The organism is Mycobacterium kyogaense (genome assembly GCF_036946525.1).
In the GTDB taxonomy this organism is placed as follows: Bacteria; Actinomycetota; Actinomycetes; order Mycobacteriales; family Mycobacteriaceae; genus Mycobacterium; species Mycobacterium kyogaense_A.
The window spans coordinates 402,661-421,120 of the sequence record NZ_JAQIIY010000006.1; the positions used below are offsets into that span (position 1 = coordinate 402,661).

21 protein-coding genes are annotated in these 18,460 nt (G+C 68.8%); 9 read left to right on the forward strand and 12 right to left on the reverse strand.

What is annotated here, in order from left to right:
* The first annotated feature begins 8 nt into the window (after window positions 1-8).
* A complete protein-coding gene (locus tag PGN37_RS04070) occupies window positions 9-1,097 on the forward strand; it encodes an NAD(P)H-dependent amine dehydrogenase family protein (RefSeq protein WP_335329730.1) in 1,089 nt (362 codons plus the stop codon).
* On the opposite strand, the gene PGN37_RS04075 is transcribed toward PGN37_RS04070, so the two are convergent.
* Complete coding sequence (locus PGN37_RS04075) at window positions 1,090-1,632, reverse strand: helix-turn-helix domain-containing protein (protein WP_335329731.1); 543 nt, start codon at window positions 1,630-1,632, stop codon at window positions 1,090-1,092. The two genes, PGN37_RS04070 and PGN37_RS04075, sit on opposite strands and share 8 nt — an antisense overlap.
* A gap of 56 nt (window positions 1,633-1,688) precedes the next feature.
* Here PGN37_RS04075 and PGN37_RS04080 point away from each other — a divergent pair, with 56 nt between their 5' ends.
* The 3 genes from PGN37_RS04080 to bluB are packed head-to-tail and all read left to right on the forward strand — an operon-like array spanning window position 1,689 to window position 4,286.
* The gene (locus PGN37_RS04080) at window positions 1,689-2,897 is read left to right on the forward strand and encodes an MFS transporter (protein WP_335329732.1); all 1,209 of its coding nucleotides are present in this window, start codon (window positions 1,689-1,691) and stop codon (window positions 2,895-2,897) included.
* Window positions 2,890-3,663 (forward strand): precorrin-4 C(11)-methyltransferase, encoded by a 774-nt coding sequence (cobM, locus tag PGN37_RS04085; RefSeq protein WP_335329733.1) that lies wholly within the window; start codon window positions 2,890-2,892, stop codon window positions 3,661-3,663. The genes PGN37_RS04080 and cobM overlap by 8 nt, the downstream gene beginning before the upstream one ends.
* 5 nt (window positions 3,664-3,668) lie before the next feature.
* The gene (bluB, locus tag PGN37_RS04090) at window positions 3,669-4,286 is read left to right on the forward strand and encodes a 5,6-dimethylbenzimidazole synthase (RefSeq protein ID WP_442932843.1); all 618 of its coding nucleotides are present in this window, start codon (window positions 3,669-3,671) and stop codon (window positions 4,284-4,286) included.
* 16 nt (window positions 4,287-4,302) lie between these two features.
* Here bluB and PGN37_RS04095 read toward each other — a convergent pair whose 3' ends face one another.
* The 10 genes from PGN37_RS04095 to PGN37_RS04140 form a co-directional block, all read right to left on the reverse strand.
* Complete coding sequence (locus tag PGN37_RS04095) at window positions 4,303-4,827, reverse strand: bifunctional adenosylcobinamide kinase/adenosylcobinamide-phosphate guanylyltransferase (RefSeq protein WP_335329735.1); 525 nt, start codon at window positions 4,825-4,827, stop codon at window positions 4,303-4,305.
* On the reverse strand, window positions 4,824-5,564 hold the full coding sequence (locus PGN37_RS04100) for a cobalt-precorrin-6A reductase (protein WP_335329736.1): 741 nt from the start codon (window positions 5,562-5,564) through the stop codon (window positions 4,824-4,826). The genes PGN37_RS04095 and PGN37_RS04100 overlap by 4 nt, the downstream gene beginning before the upstream one ends.
* Window positions 5,561-7,024, reverse strand: a complete 1,464-nt coding sequence (locus PGN37_RS04105) for a cobyric acid synthase (protein ID WP_335329737.1) — start codon at window positions 7,022-7,024, stop codon at window positions 5,561-5,563. Before PGN37_RS04105 ends, PGN37_RS04100 begins: the two co-directional genes overlap by 4 nt.
* Window positions 7,024-7,800 carry a precorrin-6A synthase (deacetylating) gene (gene cobF / locus PGN37_RS04110; RefSeq protein ID WP_335329738.1) on the reverse strand — a complete coding sequence of 259 codons (777 nt, stop codon included), beginning with the start codon at window positions 7,798-7,800 and terminating at the stop codon, window positions 7,024-7,026. Before cobF ends, PGN37_RS04105 begins: the two co-directional genes overlap by 1 nt.
* A 23-nt stretch (window positions 7,801-7,823) precedes the next feature.
* Window positions 7,824-8,690 carry a LysR family transcriptional regulator ArgP gene (locus PGN37_RS04115; RefSeq protein WP_335329739.1) on the reverse strand — a complete coding sequence of 289 codons (867 nt, stop codon included), beginning with the start codon at window positions 8,688-8,690 and terminating at the stop codon, window positions 7,824-7,826.
* Between the two features lie 31 nt (window positions 8,691-8,721).
* Window positions 8,722-10,200 carry a flavin-containing monooxygenase gene (locus PGN37_RS04120; protein ID WP_335329740.1) on the reverse strand — a complete coding sequence of 493 codons (1,479 nt, stop codon included), beginning with the start codon at window positions 10,198-10,200 and terminating at the stop codon, window positions 8,722-8,724.
* A 41-nt stretch (window positions 10,201-10,241) separates the two neighbouring features.
* A complete protein-coding gene (locus PGN37_RS04125) occupies window positions 10,242-10,955 on the reverse strand; it encodes a cutinase family protein (protein WP_335329741.1) in 714 nt (237 codons plus the stop codon).
* Window positions 10,956-11,070: 115 nt separating this feature from the next.
* Entirely contained in the window at window positions 11,071-11,871 is an 801-nt protein-coding gene (locus tag PGN37_RS04130) for a DUF5718 family protein (protein ID WP_335329742.1), read from the reverse strand.
* 177 nt (window positions 11,872-12,048) lie between these two features.
* The gene (locus PGN37_RS04135) at window positions 12,049-12,345 is read right to left on the reverse strand and encodes a DUF3618 domain-containing protein (RefSeq protein ID WP_335329743.1); all 297 of its coding nucleotides are present in this window, start codon (window positions 12,343-12,345) and stop codon (window positions 12,049-12,051) included.
* Window positions 12,329-12,745 carry a phage holin family protein gene (locus tag PGN37_RS04140; protein ID WP_335329744.1) on the reverse strand — a complete coding sequence of 139 codons (417 nt, stop codon included), beginning with the start codon at window positions 12,743-12,745 and terminating at the stop codon, window positions 12,329-12,331. Before PGN37_RS04140 ends, PGN37_RS04135 begins: the two co-directional genes overlap by 17 nt.
* A gap of 70 nt (window positions 12,746-12,815) precedes the next feature.
* On the opposite strand from PGN37_RS04140, the gene PGN37_RS04145 reads away from it, so the two are divergent.
* The 5 genes from PGN37_RS04145 to PGN37_RS04165 all read left to right on the forward strand — a co-directional run bounded on the left by PGN37_RS04145 (window position 12,816) and on the right by PGN37_RS04165 (window position 17,549).
* Entirely contained in the window at window positions 12,816-13,901 is a 1,086-nt protein-coding gene (locus tag PGN37_RS04145; RefSeq protein ID WP_335329745.1) for a spore photoproduct lyase family protein, read from the forward strand.
* Between the two features lie 51 nt (window positions 13,902-13,952).
* A complete protein-coding gene (locus PGN37_RS04150) occupies window positions 13,953-15,170 on the forward strand; it encodes a YihY/virulence factor BrkB family protein (protein ID WP_335329746.1) in 1,218 nt (405 codons plus the stop codon).
* A gap of 61 nt (window positions 15,171-15,231) precedes the next feature.
* Window positions 15,232-16,314, forward strand: a complete 1,083-nt coding sequence (locus tag PGN37_RS04155) for a YihY/virulence factor BrkB family protein (protein WP_335329747.1) — start codon at window positions 15,232-15,234, stop codon at window positions 16,312-16,314.
* Window positions 16,256-16,468, forward strand: a complete 213-nt coding sequence (locus PGN37_RS04160) for a hypothetical protein (protein ID WP_335329748.1) — start codon at window positions 16,256-16,258, stop codon at window positions 16,466-16,468. Before PGN37_RS04155 ends, PGN37_RS04160 begins: the two co-directional genes overlap by 59 nt.
* Window positions 16,469-16,472: 4 nt before the next feature.
* Window positions 16,473-17,549 carry an NAD-dependent epimerase/dehydratase family protein gene (locus tag PGN37_RS04165; protein WP_335329749.1) on the forward strand — a complete coding sequence of 359 codons (1,077 nt, stop codon included), beginning with the start codon at window positions 16,473-16,475 and terminating at the stop codon, window positions 17,547-17,549.
* Between the two features lie 30 nt (window positions 17,550-17,579).
* Here the strand turns inward: PGN37_RS04165 and PGN37_RS04170 are convergent, their stop codons facing one another.
* On the reverse strand, window positions 17,580-18,413 hold the full coding sequence (locus PGN37_RS04170; protein ID WP_335329750.1) for a GNAT family N-acetyltransferase: 834 nt from the start codon (window positions 18,411-18,413) through the stop codon (window positions 17,580-17,582).
* Window positions 18,414-18,460: the final 47 nt, after the last annotated feature.

The following is an 18,460-nucleotide window of genomic DNA, read 5'->3' on the forward strand; positions in this document are numbered from 1 at the left end:
CCCAGACGATGACGAGCCACACACCGATTCGCGTGTTCCAGGTCGCCACCGGCAACGTCGGATCGGAGATGATCAAGCGCATCGCCACCCAGCCGGATCTCGACCTGATCGGGGTGCACTGCTACTCGCCGGAGAAGGTGGGCAAGGATACCGGCGAGCTCGCAGGTCTGGCACCGAACGGGGTCATCGCGACCGGCACGGTCGACGAGATCATCGCTGCGGCACCCGATGTCGTGACCTTTCACGGCGTGTTCCCTGACGAGGACCTCTACGTCCGAGTGCTCGAGGCCGGCATCGACATCGTCACCACAGCGGACTGGATCACCGGGTACCACCGGGACACCAATCATCCCCATCACTCGGGTAAGAGGGTCACCGAGCTTCTGTCGGAGGCGTGCGCCAGGGGCGGATCGACGTTCTACGGCACGGGAATGAACCCCGGGCTGAACCAGATCCTCGGTGTCGTCGTCTCGGCCGACGTCGCCGAGATCGAGAACATCGTCACCCTCGAGTCCGTCGACGTCTCCTGCCACCACAGCAGGGACACGTGGATCGAGGTCGGTTACGGCCTGCCCGTGGACGATCCGAGCATCCCGGGCAAGTTGCGCAAGTACACCGAGGTGTTCGCCGACTCCGTGTACATGATGGCGGACTGCTTCGGGTTGGAACTCGACGAGGTTCGGTTCGAGTTCGAACTGGGCGCATGCACCAAGGACGTCGACCTGGGGTGGTACCGGTTACCCAAGGGCTCAGTGGGCGGCAGTTACATAAAGTACATCGGGACCGTCGACGGAATCCCCCGTGTGGAAACGCATCTCGAGTGGCAGATGACGCCCCACACCGATCCCAGTTGGGACATCAAGGGCTGCTACATCACTCAGATCAAGGGCGATCCGTGTATCTACAACAAGCACATGATCTTCCCGAAGCCCGGTGTCGACCTGTCGAACCCTGACAATTTCGCCTCCATCGGCATGACGGTGACGGGGATGCCCGCGATCAATGCCATCAAGGCCGTCGTCGCAGCTCCCCCGGGAATCCTCACCAGCGCCGACCTGCCCCTGCGGGGCTTCGCGGGACGGTTCGCCCTCACCTGACGCGCGGGGCGGCGGCGATCATGCGGTCGATCGCCGAGAGCAGTTCCTCGTCTGCATCGGAGGCGACGAGGTGTCCGCCGAGCGCTCGGTGCAGCGCGTTGTAATACAGGCCGTCACCGATCAGCTTGACCGCCCGTGCCGTACCGAGGTCCCCGATTGCCTCGTGCAGGATCGACAACCACTCCGCGGCCGCTGACTCGATTGCGGCACGGGCGCGGGCGTCTCCCGCCTGCCGCAGCCGGGACGCCGCGACCAGAATCCGATCGAGTGGAGTGCCCGCGTAGTGGGACGACCGCACGTAGTAGCGGGCCGGCCCCTCCGGCGCGGTCCGCATCTGAAGAGCGTCCTCGGCAGCCAGCGTCTCCAGCCGGTCGCAGACCGCGCCGGCCAGATGGTCCTTCGAGGGGAAGTGGTAGAGCACCCCGCCCTTTGACACCCCGGCACGCGCCGCCACCGCGTCCACGGTGGCGAACCGCTCCCCCTCTTCTGCCAGCAGCTGTGCGTAGGCATCGAGGATGCGTTCACGCGAGGACATGTGGCCAGCCTAAAACCTGGTGGATTACTAAACCGTCTGGACGGTACAGTTCGCGCATGGGGATCTACCGGGAACTGTTCCGCGTACCCCGCGTCCCGAACATCACGGCGGCGCAGTTGTTCGCGCGGCTGCCCCTGGGCATGCTCTCTCTCGCGGTCCTCGTGCACGTCGAACACCGCACCGGTTCGTATGCCACCGCGGGTGTGGTGGTCGCCTGCCTGACCGTGGGCGAGGCGGTCGCCATGCCGCTGACGTCCCGGCTGGCGGGCCGCGGTGACAGGACGACGGCGACGCTGGTCATCTGTGCCGCGGTCAACGGTGCGAGCATGCTCGGGCTCGCCGCCGCGACGGTCTCCGGCGTGCCGCTGATGGCCCTCGGCCTGCTCGTGGGGGCCTCGGTGCCGCCGCTCATGCCGGTGGTCCGCGCCCTCTACCCGCAGATGCTGCCGCGCGACGGCGTGCGCGCGCTCTTCGCGCTCGACACCACGGCCCAGGAGATGATCTGGGTCATCGGTCCTGTGGCGGCGATGGGGCTCTCGACGCTGGTCTCCACAGCGATGCCGCTGATCGCCTCCGCCGCGATCACCGTGGCGGGCACGGCCTGGTTCCTGGCCAGCGCGCGGGGGCTGCGTCCGCGCTCGGGCCCGCGTGGCCGCGGTCGCGGGCGGGTCCTGATGCGCCGTAGCGTGCTGCTCGCCATGGTCGCCGGGGGTGCTCTCGTGGGCTCGTTCACCGCGCTCGAGGTCGGGGTGGTGGCCGAGCTGGGCAACACCGGCCTGACCGCGGGCGTCGCCATCGCGCTGGCCAGCGTCGGGTCCGTCCTGGGCGGCCTGACCTTCGGACACCGCCGGCTGGGCCTGCCCGGCGTCGTCGCCGCCCTCACCGTCGTCGTGGTGGGCACGGTGTCCTTCGGTCTGACCCACAGCCTGGCCCTGCAGATGTGCGCCCTGTTCGTCTCCGGCATGGGGTTCGCGCCGGCGATGTCGGCGCTGTACTTCATGGTGTCGCAGGACGTCGACGACGACGTGGCCACCGAGGCATTCGGCTGGCTGCACAGCGGCGCCCTGATCGGTGCCGCGCTGGGCACCGCTGTGGCCGGCGCGGCGACCGATGCGCACGGCGCTACCGGTGCCGTGGTGGCGGCGACGCTGTTCGGGATCGCCGCGGCCCTGAGCCCGCTGGCCGTCCGCGCCACCGGACGTGTCGGCGGCTTGGAGGAGCCGGCGGCCGAGGAGCCCTGCCCTACACTTCGGGTCGATGGATGACGACCGGGCAGTGCAGTTCGTCGGTGCCGGCCCGGGTGCCGCCGACCTGCTGACGGTGCGGGCCACGCGCCTGCTGGCCGACGCCGACGTCGTCCTCTACCCGGGTAGCTATCTCGATCCCGAGGTGCTCGCGCACTGCTCTCCGTCCGCCGAACTCGTCGACACCGCCGACCTCGATCTGGACCGCATCGTCGAGGCCATCGTCGTCGCTCACCGGGCCGGTCGCCGTGTCGTGCGGCTGGTGTCGGGCGATCCGTCGGTGTACTCCGCGCTGTCCGAACAGACCCGCCGGCTGGACGCGGCGGACGTGCCGTGGGTGGTCACCCCCGGCGTGCCCGCCTACGCGGCGGCCGCCGCCCGCGTCGGGCGCGAGCTCACGGTGCCGCTCGTCGCGCAGTCTGTGGTCCTGACCCGCACCCAGCAGCGGTCCACCGCGATGCCCGACACCGAAACGCTCGCCGCGTTCGCCGCCACCCGCGCCACGTTGGTGCTGCATCTGGCTGTCACCCGCATCCGGGAGCTGATGGCCGAACTGGTGTCCGACTACGGAGCGGACTGCCCGGTCGTCGTGGTGTACCGGGCATCCCAGCCGGAGGAGGTGGTGCTGCGCGGCACGGTGTCCGACATCGCCGACGCCGTGCAGGATGCCGGATTCCGCTACGCCGCAGTCATTCTCGTGGGTCGCGCGCTGGCCGATCGCGCTGACCCCTGCGCCGGCGAGAGCCATCTCTACGACCCGGCCCGGGATCGGTCGGTGCGACCGTGACCGATCTGTACGACGTGATCCGCCGGCGCCGCGACACCCGCCGCGAGTTCACCGGCGACCCGGTGCCCGACGATGTCCTCGAACGCGTACTTTTGGCCGCGCACGCCGCCCCGTCGGTCGGCATGAGCCAGCCCTGGGACTTCGTACTGGTGCGCTCGCCGCAGACCCTGGGCGCGTTCCGGGACCACGTCGGCGCCGAGCGTGAGATCTTCGCCTCGACGCTGACAGGCGAACGTGCCGAGACGTTTTCACGCATCACCATAGAGGGGATCTGCGAATCCGGGCTCGGTGTCGTTGTCGGTTACGACCCCACCCGTGGCGGATCGCAGGTCCTCGGCCGTCACGCCATCCCCGATGCCGGGCTCTACTCCGTGGTGTGCGCGATCCAGAACCTCTGGCTCGCAGCGACTGTCGAGGGCCTCGGCGTCGGCTGGGTGTCGTTCTACCGCGAGGACTTCCTGCGGGATCTGGTCGGGATGCCGGCACACGTGCGGCCCGTCGCGTGGCTGTGCGTCGGGACCGTGGCCGACGTGCCCGAGGTGCCCGACCTGGAACGCTTCGGGTGGCGGGCACGCAGTTCCCTCGACTCTGTCGTGCACGAGGAGCGCTACCGAGTGCGCTGACGTCTCTACAGCCACCCTAGAGACGAAGCACCCGGCCCGCGATGACGAGGTGCACCTCGTCGCACACCGTCGCGACGCGCTGGTTCACCATGCCCAGCAGGTCCCGGAACAACACCCCGGAGCGGTGCGCAGGCACGACACCCAACCCCACCTCGTTGGTCACCACCACGGCGTCGGGGGTGTGCGCCAACGCCTCGCAGAGCGCGTCGGTACGGGCGCCGACGACGTCGTGGACACGCGCCGAATCCGCCTCCCACAGTTCGGATTCGTCGACGACGGCGACCACCCAGGTGCTCAGGCAGTCGAGGAGGAAAGGCCCGTGCGCGGCGATGAGAGCGGTGACCGGATCGGCGGTCTCGATCGTCGACCAGTGCGCCGGCCGGCGGGCGCGGTGCGTGGCGACGCGCGCATCCCAGTCGGTGTCCTGCCCGTCCGCGGGGCGCCCGGGAGCGATGTAGGTGACCGCGCCGGCGTCGGCGAGAAGTTCCTCGGCGTGCCGGGACTTGCCCGAGCGGACACCGCCGGTGACGAGAATCCTCACCGGCTCATCGTAGAGAGCGCGCGGACCCAGGCGACCGCGTCGTCGATATCGGAGACGGTGGGGACGTCGGCGGTGCGGGCCGGGCGCGCGACGAGGACGACGGGGATGCCGAGTTGCTCGGCGGCCTCCATCTTCGGCCAGGTGAAGTCACCTCCGGAATCCTTGGTGATCAGCACATCTGCGGCGTGTTCGCGCATTAACTCCAGTTCGCCGGCGAGCGCGTAGGGACCACGGCTGGTCACCACCCGCCAACTCGGCGGCACCGGTCCGTCGGGAACCTGCACCACACGGGCGAGCGTGGCGTGGTCGCGCAGCACGGGGATGAACCGGGCGATCTCCTGCCGACCCACTGTGAGGAACGGTCGCCGGCCGAGCCGGGCGGCCACCGCCGCGGCGTCGTCGTGCGACGGCGTCCAGTGCCACGAGTCACGGGTGCGGTCCGCCCACCCCGGCCGCTCGAACCGCAGCAGCGGCACACCGCGCAGCGCACACGCTGTCACGGCGTTGGCCGAGATCGTCTTCGCGAACGGGTGGGTCGCGTCGACGACGACATCGAATTGTGCCAGGGCAGAGGACAATCCGTCGACTCCCCCGAAACCCCCGATGCGGACCCGGCCGACCGGCAGGCGGGGATCGGCGACCCGACCCGCCAGGGAGGTGGTGACCTCATCGGTGGTCGCCAAGATCTCCGCCAGAGCTCTGGCCTCCCCCGTGCCACCCAGCAGAAGGACTTTCACGGCGCCCCCGGCGGCAGGAAGGGCAGACCGGCCGGCGCGCCACGGTGCGCCAGATCGAGCAACGCATCGACGGCGAGATGCTCCTCGACCATGTCACCCAGGCGGTCGAGCCGGCTCTCCCGTGCCTCGGTGAACGACACACCCGAGGGCTCGAGGCCCAGCGTCTCGCGGAGGAACCGACTGCGCAGCGCGTCACCCTCGAGCGCGCCGTGCCACATCGTCCCGAACACCTGGCCACGGCGAGCACCGGCGAGGAAGTCGTCGACGGCGTCGGACACCGTGACGCGCCCGTGGTGGATCTCGTAGCCTGATGCCGTTGTGCCGAGCCAGGTTCCGTGCGGTAGCCGCAGCGTCTTCTCGGCGACGAAATCGGTCTCGACATCGAGCAGGCCGAGCCCGGGCACTTCTGTCGCCTCGCCTTCCACACCCGCGGGGTCGCGCACCACCCGGCCGAGCATCTGGAATCCGCCGCAGATGCCGAGCAGTGGACGACCCGTCGCGGCGTGCGCGATCACCGCGTCGGCCAGTCCGCGCGAGCGCAGCCACGCCATGTCGGCGATGGTGGCGCGGGTGCCGGGTAACACGATCAAGTCCGCGTCGGCCAGGGCGCTGGGGTGGGAGGCGAACACCACGTCGAGCTCGGGCTCCAGCCGCAGCGCGTCGACGTCGGTGAAGTTGCTGATCCTCGGCAACCGGATCACGGCCACCCGGCGAGCCCCGGGTTGGGGGCGGCGGACCGCGGACAGATCCAGCGCGTCCTCGGAGTCCAGCCACACGTCGGGTTGCCAGGGGAGAGTTCCGTACACCGCTCTGCCCGTTGATCTTTCGAGGGATTGTAGGCCGGGCCGCAGCAGCGCGATGTCGCCGCGGAACTTGTTCACGACGAAGCCCGCAACCAGCGCCTGATCCTCAGGCGAGAGGAACGCCACCGTCCCCAGGAACGCCGCGAACACCCCGCCGCGGTCGATGTCGCCGACCACCACGGTGGCCATACCTGCGTGGCGGGCCAACCCCATGTTGACGTAATCACCTGCGCGCAGATTGATCTCGGTGGGGCTGCCGGCGCCCTCGGCGACAATGACGTCGTAGCGGGATGCCAGGTCGTCGTAGGCGTCATGGGCGGCACTCGCGAGTGCTCGCCGCCCCTCCAGCCAATCGGACGACGACACCTCACCCCACGGTCGGCCCATCAGGACGACGTGGCTGCGTCGGTCGCTGCCCGGCTTGAGGAGTACGGGATTCATCGCGGGCTCGGGGGTGACCCTCGCTGCCAGGGCTTGAATCCATTGCGCCCGGCCGATTTCCACATATCTGTCGGCGACCATCGAGTTGTTCGACATGTTCTGCGCCTTGTACGGGGCGACCCTGACGCCACGTCGAGCGAGCGCCCGGCACAGCCCGGTGGTGACCAGCGTCTTGCCCGCGTCGCTCGTGGTGCCGGCGATGAGCAGACCAGCCATCAGGTGCGCCTCACCAGGAACAGGTCCATCACCCAGCCGTCGATATCCGTTGCGGCCGCGCGGGCGTCGGCGAGCCGCGGGACGACGTCACCTGCCCGGCCCGACAGCAGCTGCTCCCCCGGTGCGCCGAGATTGGCGCCCCACCACATGGTCCAGTCGTCCAGCCCGGTGAAGTCGAGGCGCTGCGGTGGCGGGTTCAGCATGGCGACGATGTTGTCGAGTCCCGCGGCGACGGCCTCCTGCAGGTGTCGTCCGGTGGTGACGTGCACGGAGCGGCCGACCTGGTGCAGAACCATGCGGTGGCGCGCGGCCAGCAGTGCCGGTGCGCTCACGCCGGGCAGCACGTCGTAGTCGAGCGCGACGCCGAGACTCCGCACGTGTTCGACGATGCGGATGGTCGAGTCGTAGAGCGACGGATCGCCCCACACGAGGAATGCGGCGGTCCCGCCGCGGCGGCGCAGCACATCGGCGTAGCGGTGGGCGCGCGCGGTGTGCCAATCGGCGACGGCGGATTCGTACTGGCGGGCACTGAGCCGGGCCGAGCGATCACGCGGGGGGTCGGTGATCGCGATGACCTCGGCGGGACCGCCGGGTCCGGGAAATGCCTCGACGACGGCGCGGCGCAGGCCGAGCAGGGGGTCCTCGTCACCCGTGGGGTCGGCCTTGTCGGCGGCCAGCACGTAGTCGACCGACCTCAGCGCCCCGGCGACCTCGCACGTCACCTGCGATGGCCCCATCCCGACGCCGAGGATCCGAACCCGAACCGGCGCATCCATGGCCACGATTGTCCCCGGACGGCCTATCGCGGCGGCAGCAGGCCCGTCGCCGCCGACTTCACCGCATCGGTCACCAGCGCGACCGTGGCGCTGTCGAGCTTCCAGCACTGCCAGTACAGCGGGACATCGAGGTGTTCGTCGCTGATGCGCACGAACGACGAGTCGATCAGCTGCTCGGGGTACATCCCCCAGCCCAGCCCGGCGTGCACGGCCGCGCCGAATCCCGCCGCGGTCGCCACGTAGTGCACGGGGCGGCGCACGTCGGCATGGAAGACCTGACGCACCAACTGGTCCTGCAGTGCGTCGTCCCGGTTCCACGCCAGCGACGGTGCCTGCGCGGCGGCCTCGGCGGTGAAACCGTCCGGCAGATGACGCGCGACGAACGCCTCGGTGGCGACCGGCCGGTACCGCATGATGCCGAGAGGCTGAACCCGGCAGCCGGGCACCGCGGCGCTCTCGGTGGTCACCGCGCCCATGACCACGCCTTCGCGGAGCAGCCGTGCGGATAGATCCTGATCCTCGATGCGGACGTCGAGCAGCGCGTCGGTGAGCCGGGCGAAGACACCGGTGAACCAGGTCGCCATCGAATCGGCGTTGACCGCCAGCGCGATACGGGTCCGTTCGGCTGACCCGCCGCGCATTTCCGCTAGAGCCTCGGCCTGCAGCAGTGCGGTCTGCGCCGCCAGCCTCAGCAGCGGGGCTCCTGCAGGCGTTGCCACACAGGGCTTTTCGCGGACGACGAGGACCTGGCCGGTGCGCTGTTCCAGGGATTTGATGCGCTGGCTGATCGCCGACGGGGTGACATGCAGGTGAGCGGCGGCCGCGTCGAAGCTGCCGTGCTCGACCACCGCCGCCAGGGCCGCCAAATGGCCGGTGTCCACCTGCTCCACCTCAGCAATGCTAATGGGGCGGGCAGTGTCTTCAGTGATTCTGCAGCAGGTCCCAGTCAGATTGTTCGCGGTCGGTGAACTCCGGCGAGGTGATCGCCCCGAAGGCTGCTGCCGCACGGGCGAATTCGTCGGCGGCACCGGGGAGGGCGTCAGGACCGTCGAGCCGGAAACTACTCGGCGCGAGCGGACCGAACAGCAGTGCCCTCCGCAGATCGGGCCAGCGATCGAGCTGCGGTTCACAGCCCGCGGCGCGGGCGAAGCCGACGGCCGCGAGGTTCATGCGGGTCTTCTGCGGCAGTCCTCTGCGCGCTCGGTACGTCTCGATGGCTGCGCGCTGCTGTGCCGGGTCGGCGGGTGTCCGGCCGGACCAGGTGTAGGCGAGCCAGCGCGCCTGCAGTTCCAACGGCACGAAGTAACCCCCCGATTGATCCCACATCCCGACGAGCGCCAGACCCGGCAGGTCGGGATGGAAGGTGTAGCGGTCGGCCTCCAGGTGGACGTCGTCCAGACCGAGCGTCGCGCGAATCTCGTCGGCGAGAAATGGCAGGTCCAGCCGAAAGCCGGTGCCGAAGAGCACGCCGTCGAACTGCTCGGTGCCACCGTCGCCGAAGGTGACGTCGCGACCTGACACCGCCGTCGGCCAGGACCGGACATCGATGCGCCCCTCGGCGACGAGCGGCAGGTAGTGCTGGCTGAGGGTGACCCCGGCGGCGAACAGCGACGGGTCGGGCCTGGGCGCACCATATTGCTCGGGACTGCCGCCAGCCTCGGTGACGATCGTCTTGAGCTGACGGTCCACCTCGGTTGCGGGCAGGCGCTCGGCGGCCAGGGCGCCGTAGCGGGTGAAGATGCGATGGTCGGACGGGACACCGGCGGCGAACTTCGGCAGCACGTACCGCTGCCGCCGCTGGGTCACCGTCACCGCCGCCGCGCCGCCGTGCACGAGTTCGGCGGCCACCTCCAGAGCGCTGACCGCGCAACCGCCGACCAGGACGCGCTTCCCGCGGTACGGTTCCACGCCGCGGTAGTCGAAGGTGGACAGCACTCCTTCCGACCCTGCGAAAGTGGACAGGCCCGGTACCGGCGGCAGGGCGGGGGTCTGAAAGCGCCCGCTGGCGATCACGACGCGGTCGAATGCCTCGGCCCCGTCTCGGGTTTCGACGGACCACCGAACACCGTCGTGTTTCACGTGAATCACTCTGGTGTGCAATCTGATTCGCCCACCGAGTGCGAACATCTCGGCGTAGCGGTGTAGATAGCGCAGGATTTCCGGCGCGGACAGGAACGTCTGGTCGCCGTCGTGGGGCAGGTCGCTGAATGCGGTGAGGATGCGACTGGTGTTGGTGTAGAGCTCCGGCCACACACCACTGGTGCCGGCGGCGCCCGTCCATTGCCCGCCCAGGGAGCTGCCCTGCTCGAACAGGTGAACATCGAAGCCCTCGGCGGCAAGCCAGCGCGCCGCCACGAGGCCGCCAGGCCCTGCCCCGATGACCGCCACGCTGGTGCCCACAGTGCACTGTGGCACGACCACCGCTCCGGCGGGCGGGATTGTCAGCCGATGGTGCCCGACGCGTCGACGACGGTGCCTGCGGGAGCGGAATTCGCCACCCGCCCGGCGACGAAATCGGCTGCCTGCGAAACCAAGCCGGCCTGAACGTAGGTGCTGTGGGCGGGCCGGTCATCGCCCGCCGAACAGATCGGATCGGCCCCGTTGCAGAGGTCGATCGTCTTGGCGCCGTACAGCGGGCTCGAAGTCGCGAGGCTCAGGCCGATGTGTCCGGCCGGATTGCCGAACACCGCCACAGCCGCGACATGATCGGCCACAGCAGCCGGCATCGGACGTCCGAAACCGAAGGTGGCGGCCGGATCACCGGCGATCAGATCCACCACCGCCGCGCCCTGCGAATACCCGCCCACCACGATGCGGGTATCGGGGCAGCTGGCGGCGGTGGCCTGGATCTGGGCGCTGGCATCATCGGCGCCGGCAGGGGCAGACTGCAGGAAGTCGTAGGAGGCGGGGTAATTCACGGCCTTCGCGTCGATGCTGCGGCCACCGAGCTCACTGCGGAGATCGTCGACGAATGCCTGCCCGACCCGGCCGAGCCCAGCCGGCTCAGCGGTACCGCGCGCGAAGATCACCGAGACGTCCGGACAGGATTGCGCGGCATGCGCACTCGCCATACCGGGACCGACCAGTCCGGCTGCCGCGAGAGCGCCGATACCGCCGAGAACGAGGGCCCGTCGAACGGTGCGCTGGTCGGTCATGTCGGTCTCCTCCGTCGTGGCCGCCCCGCTGGCGACACTTGGATGAATGTCGCTGACCGCGCGAAAAATTCCGGGAGGTATCCGAGGAGGTGGAGAAGACCGCTCGACGCGTGGGTTACTGCACCGTCTGGCGCAGCTCCGCCGCCGCGTCGTCGGCGGTGTCGTAGACGCGCACGATCGCGTCGTCGCCGGACTTCAGGAACGTGGTCTCGCCCAGTTCGGTGTAGCGCGTGGCCCCGATCCCGATGAGCACGTTCTCGGGGCGGCCGCTGGCCACCATCAGAGCGCCGACGTCCTCCAGCGGGGTGTCCTCGGACCCCTTCTGGTTGGCCAGACGTTCGACGATCCAGTCCAGCAGCACCTCGCCGTAGTACGAGTAGCCGATCACCGGGCTGTCGACGCCGTAGGCGTGCTCCTCGCCGTCGGAATGCAGGAAGCACACCAGGCGCAGCGTGGCGGTCGGCCCGTCGGGAGTCAGGTCGCTGATCTCGAAGAACGACCCCGACACCCCCTTCGAGGCGGGGCCCCAGTTCTTCTTGTGGCTGATCTTCTTCGCGCCGGGACGCCGGATCGAGCAGTCGTTGAACGCGCCCAACGCAAACGGTTGCAGCGTCACCGCGGTGTCGCCCTGCCACACCACCCGGCAGGCCAGCCCGACCTCGGGCTCGATCTGGAGATTCAGCGGCCCGTCGGACTCTGCGGGCAGTTGGATCGCGTCGTTCGACAACGGGAACTCGCCGAGGAAGGTGTCGGAGCCCGGTGCGTACCACGGGAAGATGCCCTTGGGTGCCTCGCCCTCGCTGGCCACGTTGACGAAGTCCACCGCCTCGCCCGCCTGCTCCAGATGACCGGCGAAGTTGCCCGCCACGCCGAAGCCGAACCAGTCCCGCATGTCGCTCAGGGCGATGTCGATCACGGTGGGTCAGCGTACGCCCGGACGTAGCCTGAAGGGGTCAGGAGGGGCAGGCGATGACCAAAGAGCAGGACGACCACCAGGAACCGAAAGATCGGCCGGGGCCGGCCGACCACGGCCGCGACGGCGGCATGGCCACGAGAGAGAACGCGCCGGAGTTGACCGAGGACGACTGACCTGTCAGTTGCGGCGGCGCAACCAGATCAGCACACCCACCGTCGCCACGAGTGCGACGATTGCGCCGACCGGGATTGCCGGCTTGGTCTTCACGGTGTCGATGGCGTCGTGACTTCGTTGCGCCACTGCGTCTTTCGTGTCCGCGACCTTCTGCTGGGCGCGACCCTTGACGTCCATCTTGTCGGTCAGCGCACCCACCGTCTCGCCGAGCTCGGCACGCGTGCGCTCGATGTCGGCCTGCAGTTCGTCGATGCCGGCGTCCGGGCCCGGCTCGGGCCTCGGGTCAGGCTGTGGTGCCATGGTGCGCGCCTCTCGTGTGGGCCTTCAATTCCGTGATGTCGGTTTTCACACTGTCGACCGCGACCGCCGCGGGCGGGGGTACCTGTTCCACCTGTTTCTTGCCGATCAGCGCGACGATGCCCGCGACGGCGAACACCACGACCGCCACGATCAGGGCCGCCGCCCACACCGGGAGCGCCAACGACAACGCGGCGACCGCCGCCGCGATCACGGTGGCGAGGCCGAGGATCGCGAGGACCCCCGCCGCGCCGGCCAGCCCGGCACCCATTCCGGCGTGCTTGGCAGATTCCTGCATCTCCTTCTGTGCCAACCGCAACTCGTCACGGATCAGCCGTGACGTCTGAGCCGACAGCTGACCCAACAACTCCCCTGTGGAGGGGTCGGTCTTCGGTTCCGTCATTTTTGCGGGGTGCCCGCCCACGTCCCGCACAAACCCGGAACCCGCACGGCCACGTCGTCGTTGTGTTTCCGTGACCCGCCGGACTCCCGAAGCACTGGCCGGCCGGCTGCTCGACGTCAAACGCATCTATCACGAGCCCGACATCGAGCGCTTTCCCCGCGCCTGCCAGGTGCTCGACCGCTTTCCCGACGCCGAGCGCATCGAGGTGCTCTCCCACCAGGCGATTCCCGGTCTCTACGGCAACGAGGGCAACGTCGAGGACTGGGTGCGGAACAAACGCGAGGTGCTGGTGCTCGGCGAGAAGAAGAGCCTGACCGCACGCCGCAACGAGCGATCGAGCGACTGGATCGCTCCGTCGACGTCCAATGGCTGCGCCATGGCGTGCTCGTACTGCTACGTGCCACGCCGCAAGGGCTACGCCAACCCGATCACCGTGTTCGCCAACATCGAGAAGATCACCGGCTACCTCGAGCGCCACGCGCGTAAGCAGGGCGCGAAAGCTGTTCCCAATCAATGCGATCCGACCGACTGGGTGTACGACATCGGCGAGAACAGCGATTGCTCCGTCGACGCGATGGTCTCCGACAACGTCCGCGACCTCGTCGACCTCTTCGCCCGTGTGCCCAACGCAAAAGCCAGCTTCGCCACCAAGCTGGTGAACCCCGACCTGCTGACCTACGACCCTCGTGGGGGCACCCGGATCCGCTTCAGCCTGATGCCATCCGACACCTCGCGCATCGTCGACGTGCGCACCTCGAAGATCGCCGACCGCATCGCCGCGCTCGACGATTTCGTGGATGCCGGCTACGAGGTGCACGTGAACTTCAGCCCGGTGATCGTGCACGAGAATTGGATGGCCGACTGGGCCGAACTGCTGACGCAGGTCGCAGACGGCACCAGTGCGAAGACCCGGAGTCAGCTCGCGGCCGAGATCATCTTCCTGACCCACAACGAGGGCTTGCACGAGGTCAACCTCGGCTGGCACCCGCGCGGCGAAGACCTGCTGTGGCGCCCGGATCTGCAACAGGTCAAGCGCAGCCAGAGCGGGCAGTGGAACGTGCGCTACAAGACGGGCTGGAAGGGGCGCTGGGTGGACCAGCTGACCGAATTGATCGGCACGACGCTGCCGGAGTGCCGCATCCGGTACGCCTTCTGAGTCCTTCCGAAGCCACGTTTGCCACCACCACGGCGGGGCACCTTGTGGCCCATGCAGCGCCAGCTCCAGACGCCTCGACCACGACGCAACCCGGTGCCATTGGCCGGAGCGTTTCTGGCCGGGCTCGCCACCGGGGTGTTGACGAAGGGTTCGAAACCCGCCCGTACGCTCGCCGCCCCTGCGCAACCGGTACCGCCGCGCGTCGACCGTCCCGCTGCGGTCGAGAAACCGGCCACCGACGACGAACCCCGCCCCGATCCCGACGCCCCGGGCAAGCCCGAGTCACCGACCGAGCTGACCCGCCCGTCGTTGCGATATGTGCTGCGGCAGACCATCGGTGAGTTCACCCGCGACCAGTGCATGGATCTCGCCGCGGCACTGACCTACTACGCGGTGCTGTCGCTGTTTCCCGCCCTGCTGGTGGTCATGTCGCTGCTCGGCGTGTTCGGTCAGGGTGAGCGCACCGCGGACACGATCCTCGGGATCGTCGACGACGTCAGCCCGGGTGCCGCGGTCGACGTGTTGCGCCAACCTCTCGAACAACTCGTCAACGCGCCGTCGGCCGGGTTCACGCTGGTGGCCGGCATCCTCGGCGCGCTGTGGTCCGCATCCGGATACGTCGGCGCCTTCGGCCGTGCCATGAACCGGATCTACGAGGTGGAGGAGGGGCGGCCGGCATGGAAGCTGCGCCTGCAGCAGCTCGGGCTGACCTTCGCGGGGTTGATCGTGGTCGCCGTGGCCGCGTTCCTCCTCGCGGTCAGTGGACCGGTCGCGGAAACTCTCGGCGCCCGGTTGGGCATCGGAGAAACCGGGCTGGCGGTGTGGAACATCGCGCGGTGGCCGGTGCTGCTGGTCCTCGTCGTGGTCGGAGTCGCGACGCTGTACTACACCGGCCCCAACGTCAAGCAGCCGAAATTCCGCTGGATCAGCGTCGGGGCGGCGATCGCGATCGTCACGTGGATCGTCGCGTCGCTGCTGTTCGGTCTCTACGTCGCCAATTTCGGCAGCTACAACAAGACGTTCGGCACGCTGGCCGGCGTCATCGTGTTCCTGCTGTGGCTGTGGCTGACCAACCTCGCCCTGCTGTTCGGTGCCGAGGTCGACGCCGAACTCGAGCGGGGTCGCCAATTGCAGGCGGGAATCGCTGCCGAGGATGACCTGCAGTTGCCGCTGCGCGACACCACGGTCATCGACAGGAACACTGCCGCCGAGGAGAACGTGCGCCGACGCGGGCGACGGCTGCGCCGCTCGCGCGGACAGCGGGCTTGACATCGCAGGTGAGCGGGTATCCCCGCTGCGTTCTGAGCTGCACCGGGCGTGGGAGGTCACGATGGTCAAGTGGCTGGATCGCCTGCAACAGCGCAGCCGAGCCGCCGGATTCACGATCGCCGTCGTCTACAAGTACGTCGATGATCAGGCCGGATACCTGGCCGCCCTCATCACCTACTACGCGTTCGTCTCGCTGTTTCCGCTGCTCCTGCTGCTGACCACGGTGCTCGGCGTCGTGCTGTCCGGCCGGCCGGAGTGGCGCGAGCAGATCGTCAACGCCGCCATCGACCAGTTCCCGGTGATCAGTGACCAGCTCAGCCAACCTGAGGCGCTCAGCGGCGGCACCACCGCGGTGATCATCGGTGTCGCGGGCGCGCTCTACGGCGGGCTCGGCGTCGGCAACGCCCTGCAGAACGCGATGAACATCGTCTGGGCGGTACCCCGGTACACCCGTCCGGACCCGATCCGTGCACGTCTGTACAGCCTGTTGCTGCTGTTCGTGCTGGGCTCGGCGGTGATCGCCACGACCGTGCTGACCGCCGTCGGCCGGGCCTGGGCCGGTCTGGGATTTCTGGGCACCACCGGGGTGGTGCTCGCGTCGCTGGCCTTGAACACGGCGGTCATCGTCGCCGCATTCCGGGTCACCACCGTGCGCCCCCTGAGCTATCGCGACGTGCTGCCCGGGGCGATCACTGCCGCGGTGCTCTGGCAGCTGCTGCAGTGGTTCGGCGCCGCCTACGTCGCGCACGTGCTGAGTTCGGCAAGCGCGACCAACAGCGTGTTCGCCATCGTGCTCGGCCTGCTCGCGTTCCTGTACCTGGTGTCGACGACGCTACTGATCTGCGCGGAGATCAACGCGGTGCGCGTCGACAAGCTGCACCCGCGCGCCCTGCTCACCCCCTTCACCGACAACGTCGAACTCACCGAGGCCGACCGCAAGATGTACGCCGGTCAGGCGGAAGCCCAGCAGGCCAAGGGTTTTCAGCGTGTAGACGTGAGGTTCGACCCGCCAGAGCACGACGACGGAGTTTGCGAGAGCGACGACTCGGGTATGGCCGACGCACACTCACGAACCGGAGGAAGTCATGAGCGTCACCAGCAAGACCCGGTCCGCGGCCCGTACGGGCCTGAAAATCCAACGTAGGGTCGCGCTGGCGCAGTTCCTGTTCGTGCCCACACTGCTCACCGCGACACTGCTGACCGGTGCTCTGGTCATCGCGCGGCACCGGGCGCGGTCGCGGTCGTCGGCCAGCGTCGAGTCACTGCCCGTGCCGGACAGTCCCGCCGCGACGGCGTGACCCGATGCGCGTCGTCATCACCGGCGCGTCCGGCAACGTCGGCACCGCGCTGCTGCGGCGACTGACCGACGAAGCACCGGAGTGGGACATCGTCGGCGTCGTACGCCGCCCACCCGAGGCAGAGGGCGTCTATAAGCACGTGCAGTGGCACGATCTGGACCTCGTCGAACCCGACGCCGCGAACCGGCTGATCCAGATCTTCAAAGGCGCCGACGCGGTCGTGCACCTCGCGTGGGGGTTCCAACCGACCCGCAACACGGAGTACTTGACCCGGCTGGGCGTCGGCGGTACGTCGGCGGTTCTGCAGGCTGCCCACCAGGTGTCCATCGGCCACCTCATCCACATGTCGTCGGTGGGCACCTACGCCGCAGGCCGCTACACCCGGCCTGTGGACGAATCATGGGTCACCTCGGGCATTCCGTCCTCGCCCTACAGTCGCGACAAGTCGGCCGCCGAGGAACTGATCAACGACTACGAGCGCGAACACGGAGACGATGGAATTCCGATCGCACGCATGCGACCGGGTTTCATCGTCCAACGTGACGCAGCCAGTGGGCTGATGCGCTACGCGTTGCCGGGCTGGGTACCGATGCTGGCCGTTCCGCTGCTGCCGGTGCTGCCCCTCGATCGCCGGCTGTGTATTCCGCTGATCCACGCCGACGACGTCGCCACCGCGATCCTGCGTGCGCTCGAACGGCGGGCCACCGGGCCGTTCAATCTGGCCGCCGAACCTGCGATCACCCGCACGGAAGTCGCACAGGTGTTGGGCTCCTTCCAGATTCACGTGCCGTCACGCATCCTGAGCACGCTCACCGATCTGAGCTGGCGGGCCGGGCTTCAGCCCATCGACCGAGGCTGGCTGGACCTGGCGTTCAGCGTCCCGCTGCTCGACTGTTCCCGCGCACGCCGTGAGCTCGGTTGGGAACCGGAGTGGTCGGCGGTGGACGCGCTGGCCGACGTCGTCACCGGCGTTGCGCTGCAGTCACATTCGGACAGTCCACCGCTGCGCGCACGGTCGATGGTCGAACAGCTACGCCGCGACCTCACCGAAGGGTTGCTGACGAGGCGTCGACTGCCGTAGGTTCCGGCGCCGAATGCACGCACTCGCGCGTCAGCGCGGCACGAAGTCGATACGGACGTTCTCGCTGACAGGTTCGAAACCGATACGGCGGTATATCCGGTTCGACACCGGGTTGGCCAGGTCCGCGAACAGGACCACCTCCGGCACACCTTCGTCGCGGGCCAGGTGCGCGGCAGCCGCCGTCACCGCCGATCCGAAGCCGCGCCCGCGGGCGGCCACTGGCGTCTGGACAGGGCCGATCCGCGAGACCCCTGACGCGGGGGCGCGCAGCAGCGCCATGCTCACCACCTCGTCATCGACGGTCCAGAGTACGAACCGATTACCTGCGGCGACAGCGCCTTTCACGAACCTCACCCCGGCCTCATCGTCCCGGACCTCCTGAAACGTCTCGACGAAGAAGTCCTCCACGCGCGCGGCGAGCAACGGGTGGTCGACCTCGGTCGCAAGGCGCTGTTCTCCCGGTACGTCGACCGGGGGCTGCAGGGTGCCCAGCCGGTACAGCATCTCCTCGACGTTGACGCGGCTTCCGACCGCCAACCTCGACTGCCATGCGGCGCAGAACCGCTGAGCACGCTCACGCAGTCCCCGAAGCCCGCACAGGGTGGGGTGGGTTTCGGCCACGAATGCCACAGTGCTGTCGACGTTTTCGATCGGCAGACCGTTGACCAGCAGAGGATAAGGCGGGGTCTGCATCGCCGCACCGACCACATCGTCACCCTCGTGCACAGTGAGGAGAAGCGCGTCGTCGGCGACGCCGGCGGCCAGCGCGGTCAGCTCGACGGTATGCCGGATCGGGTCGCGCGCGTAGAGCGGACGCGCGAGCGCGAGGAAGCTCGCGACATCGTCGTGGGCCCGGACTTCCATGGTGGCGACGATAGGTCGCGCAGACATCCGGGGGAAAACGATTTTTC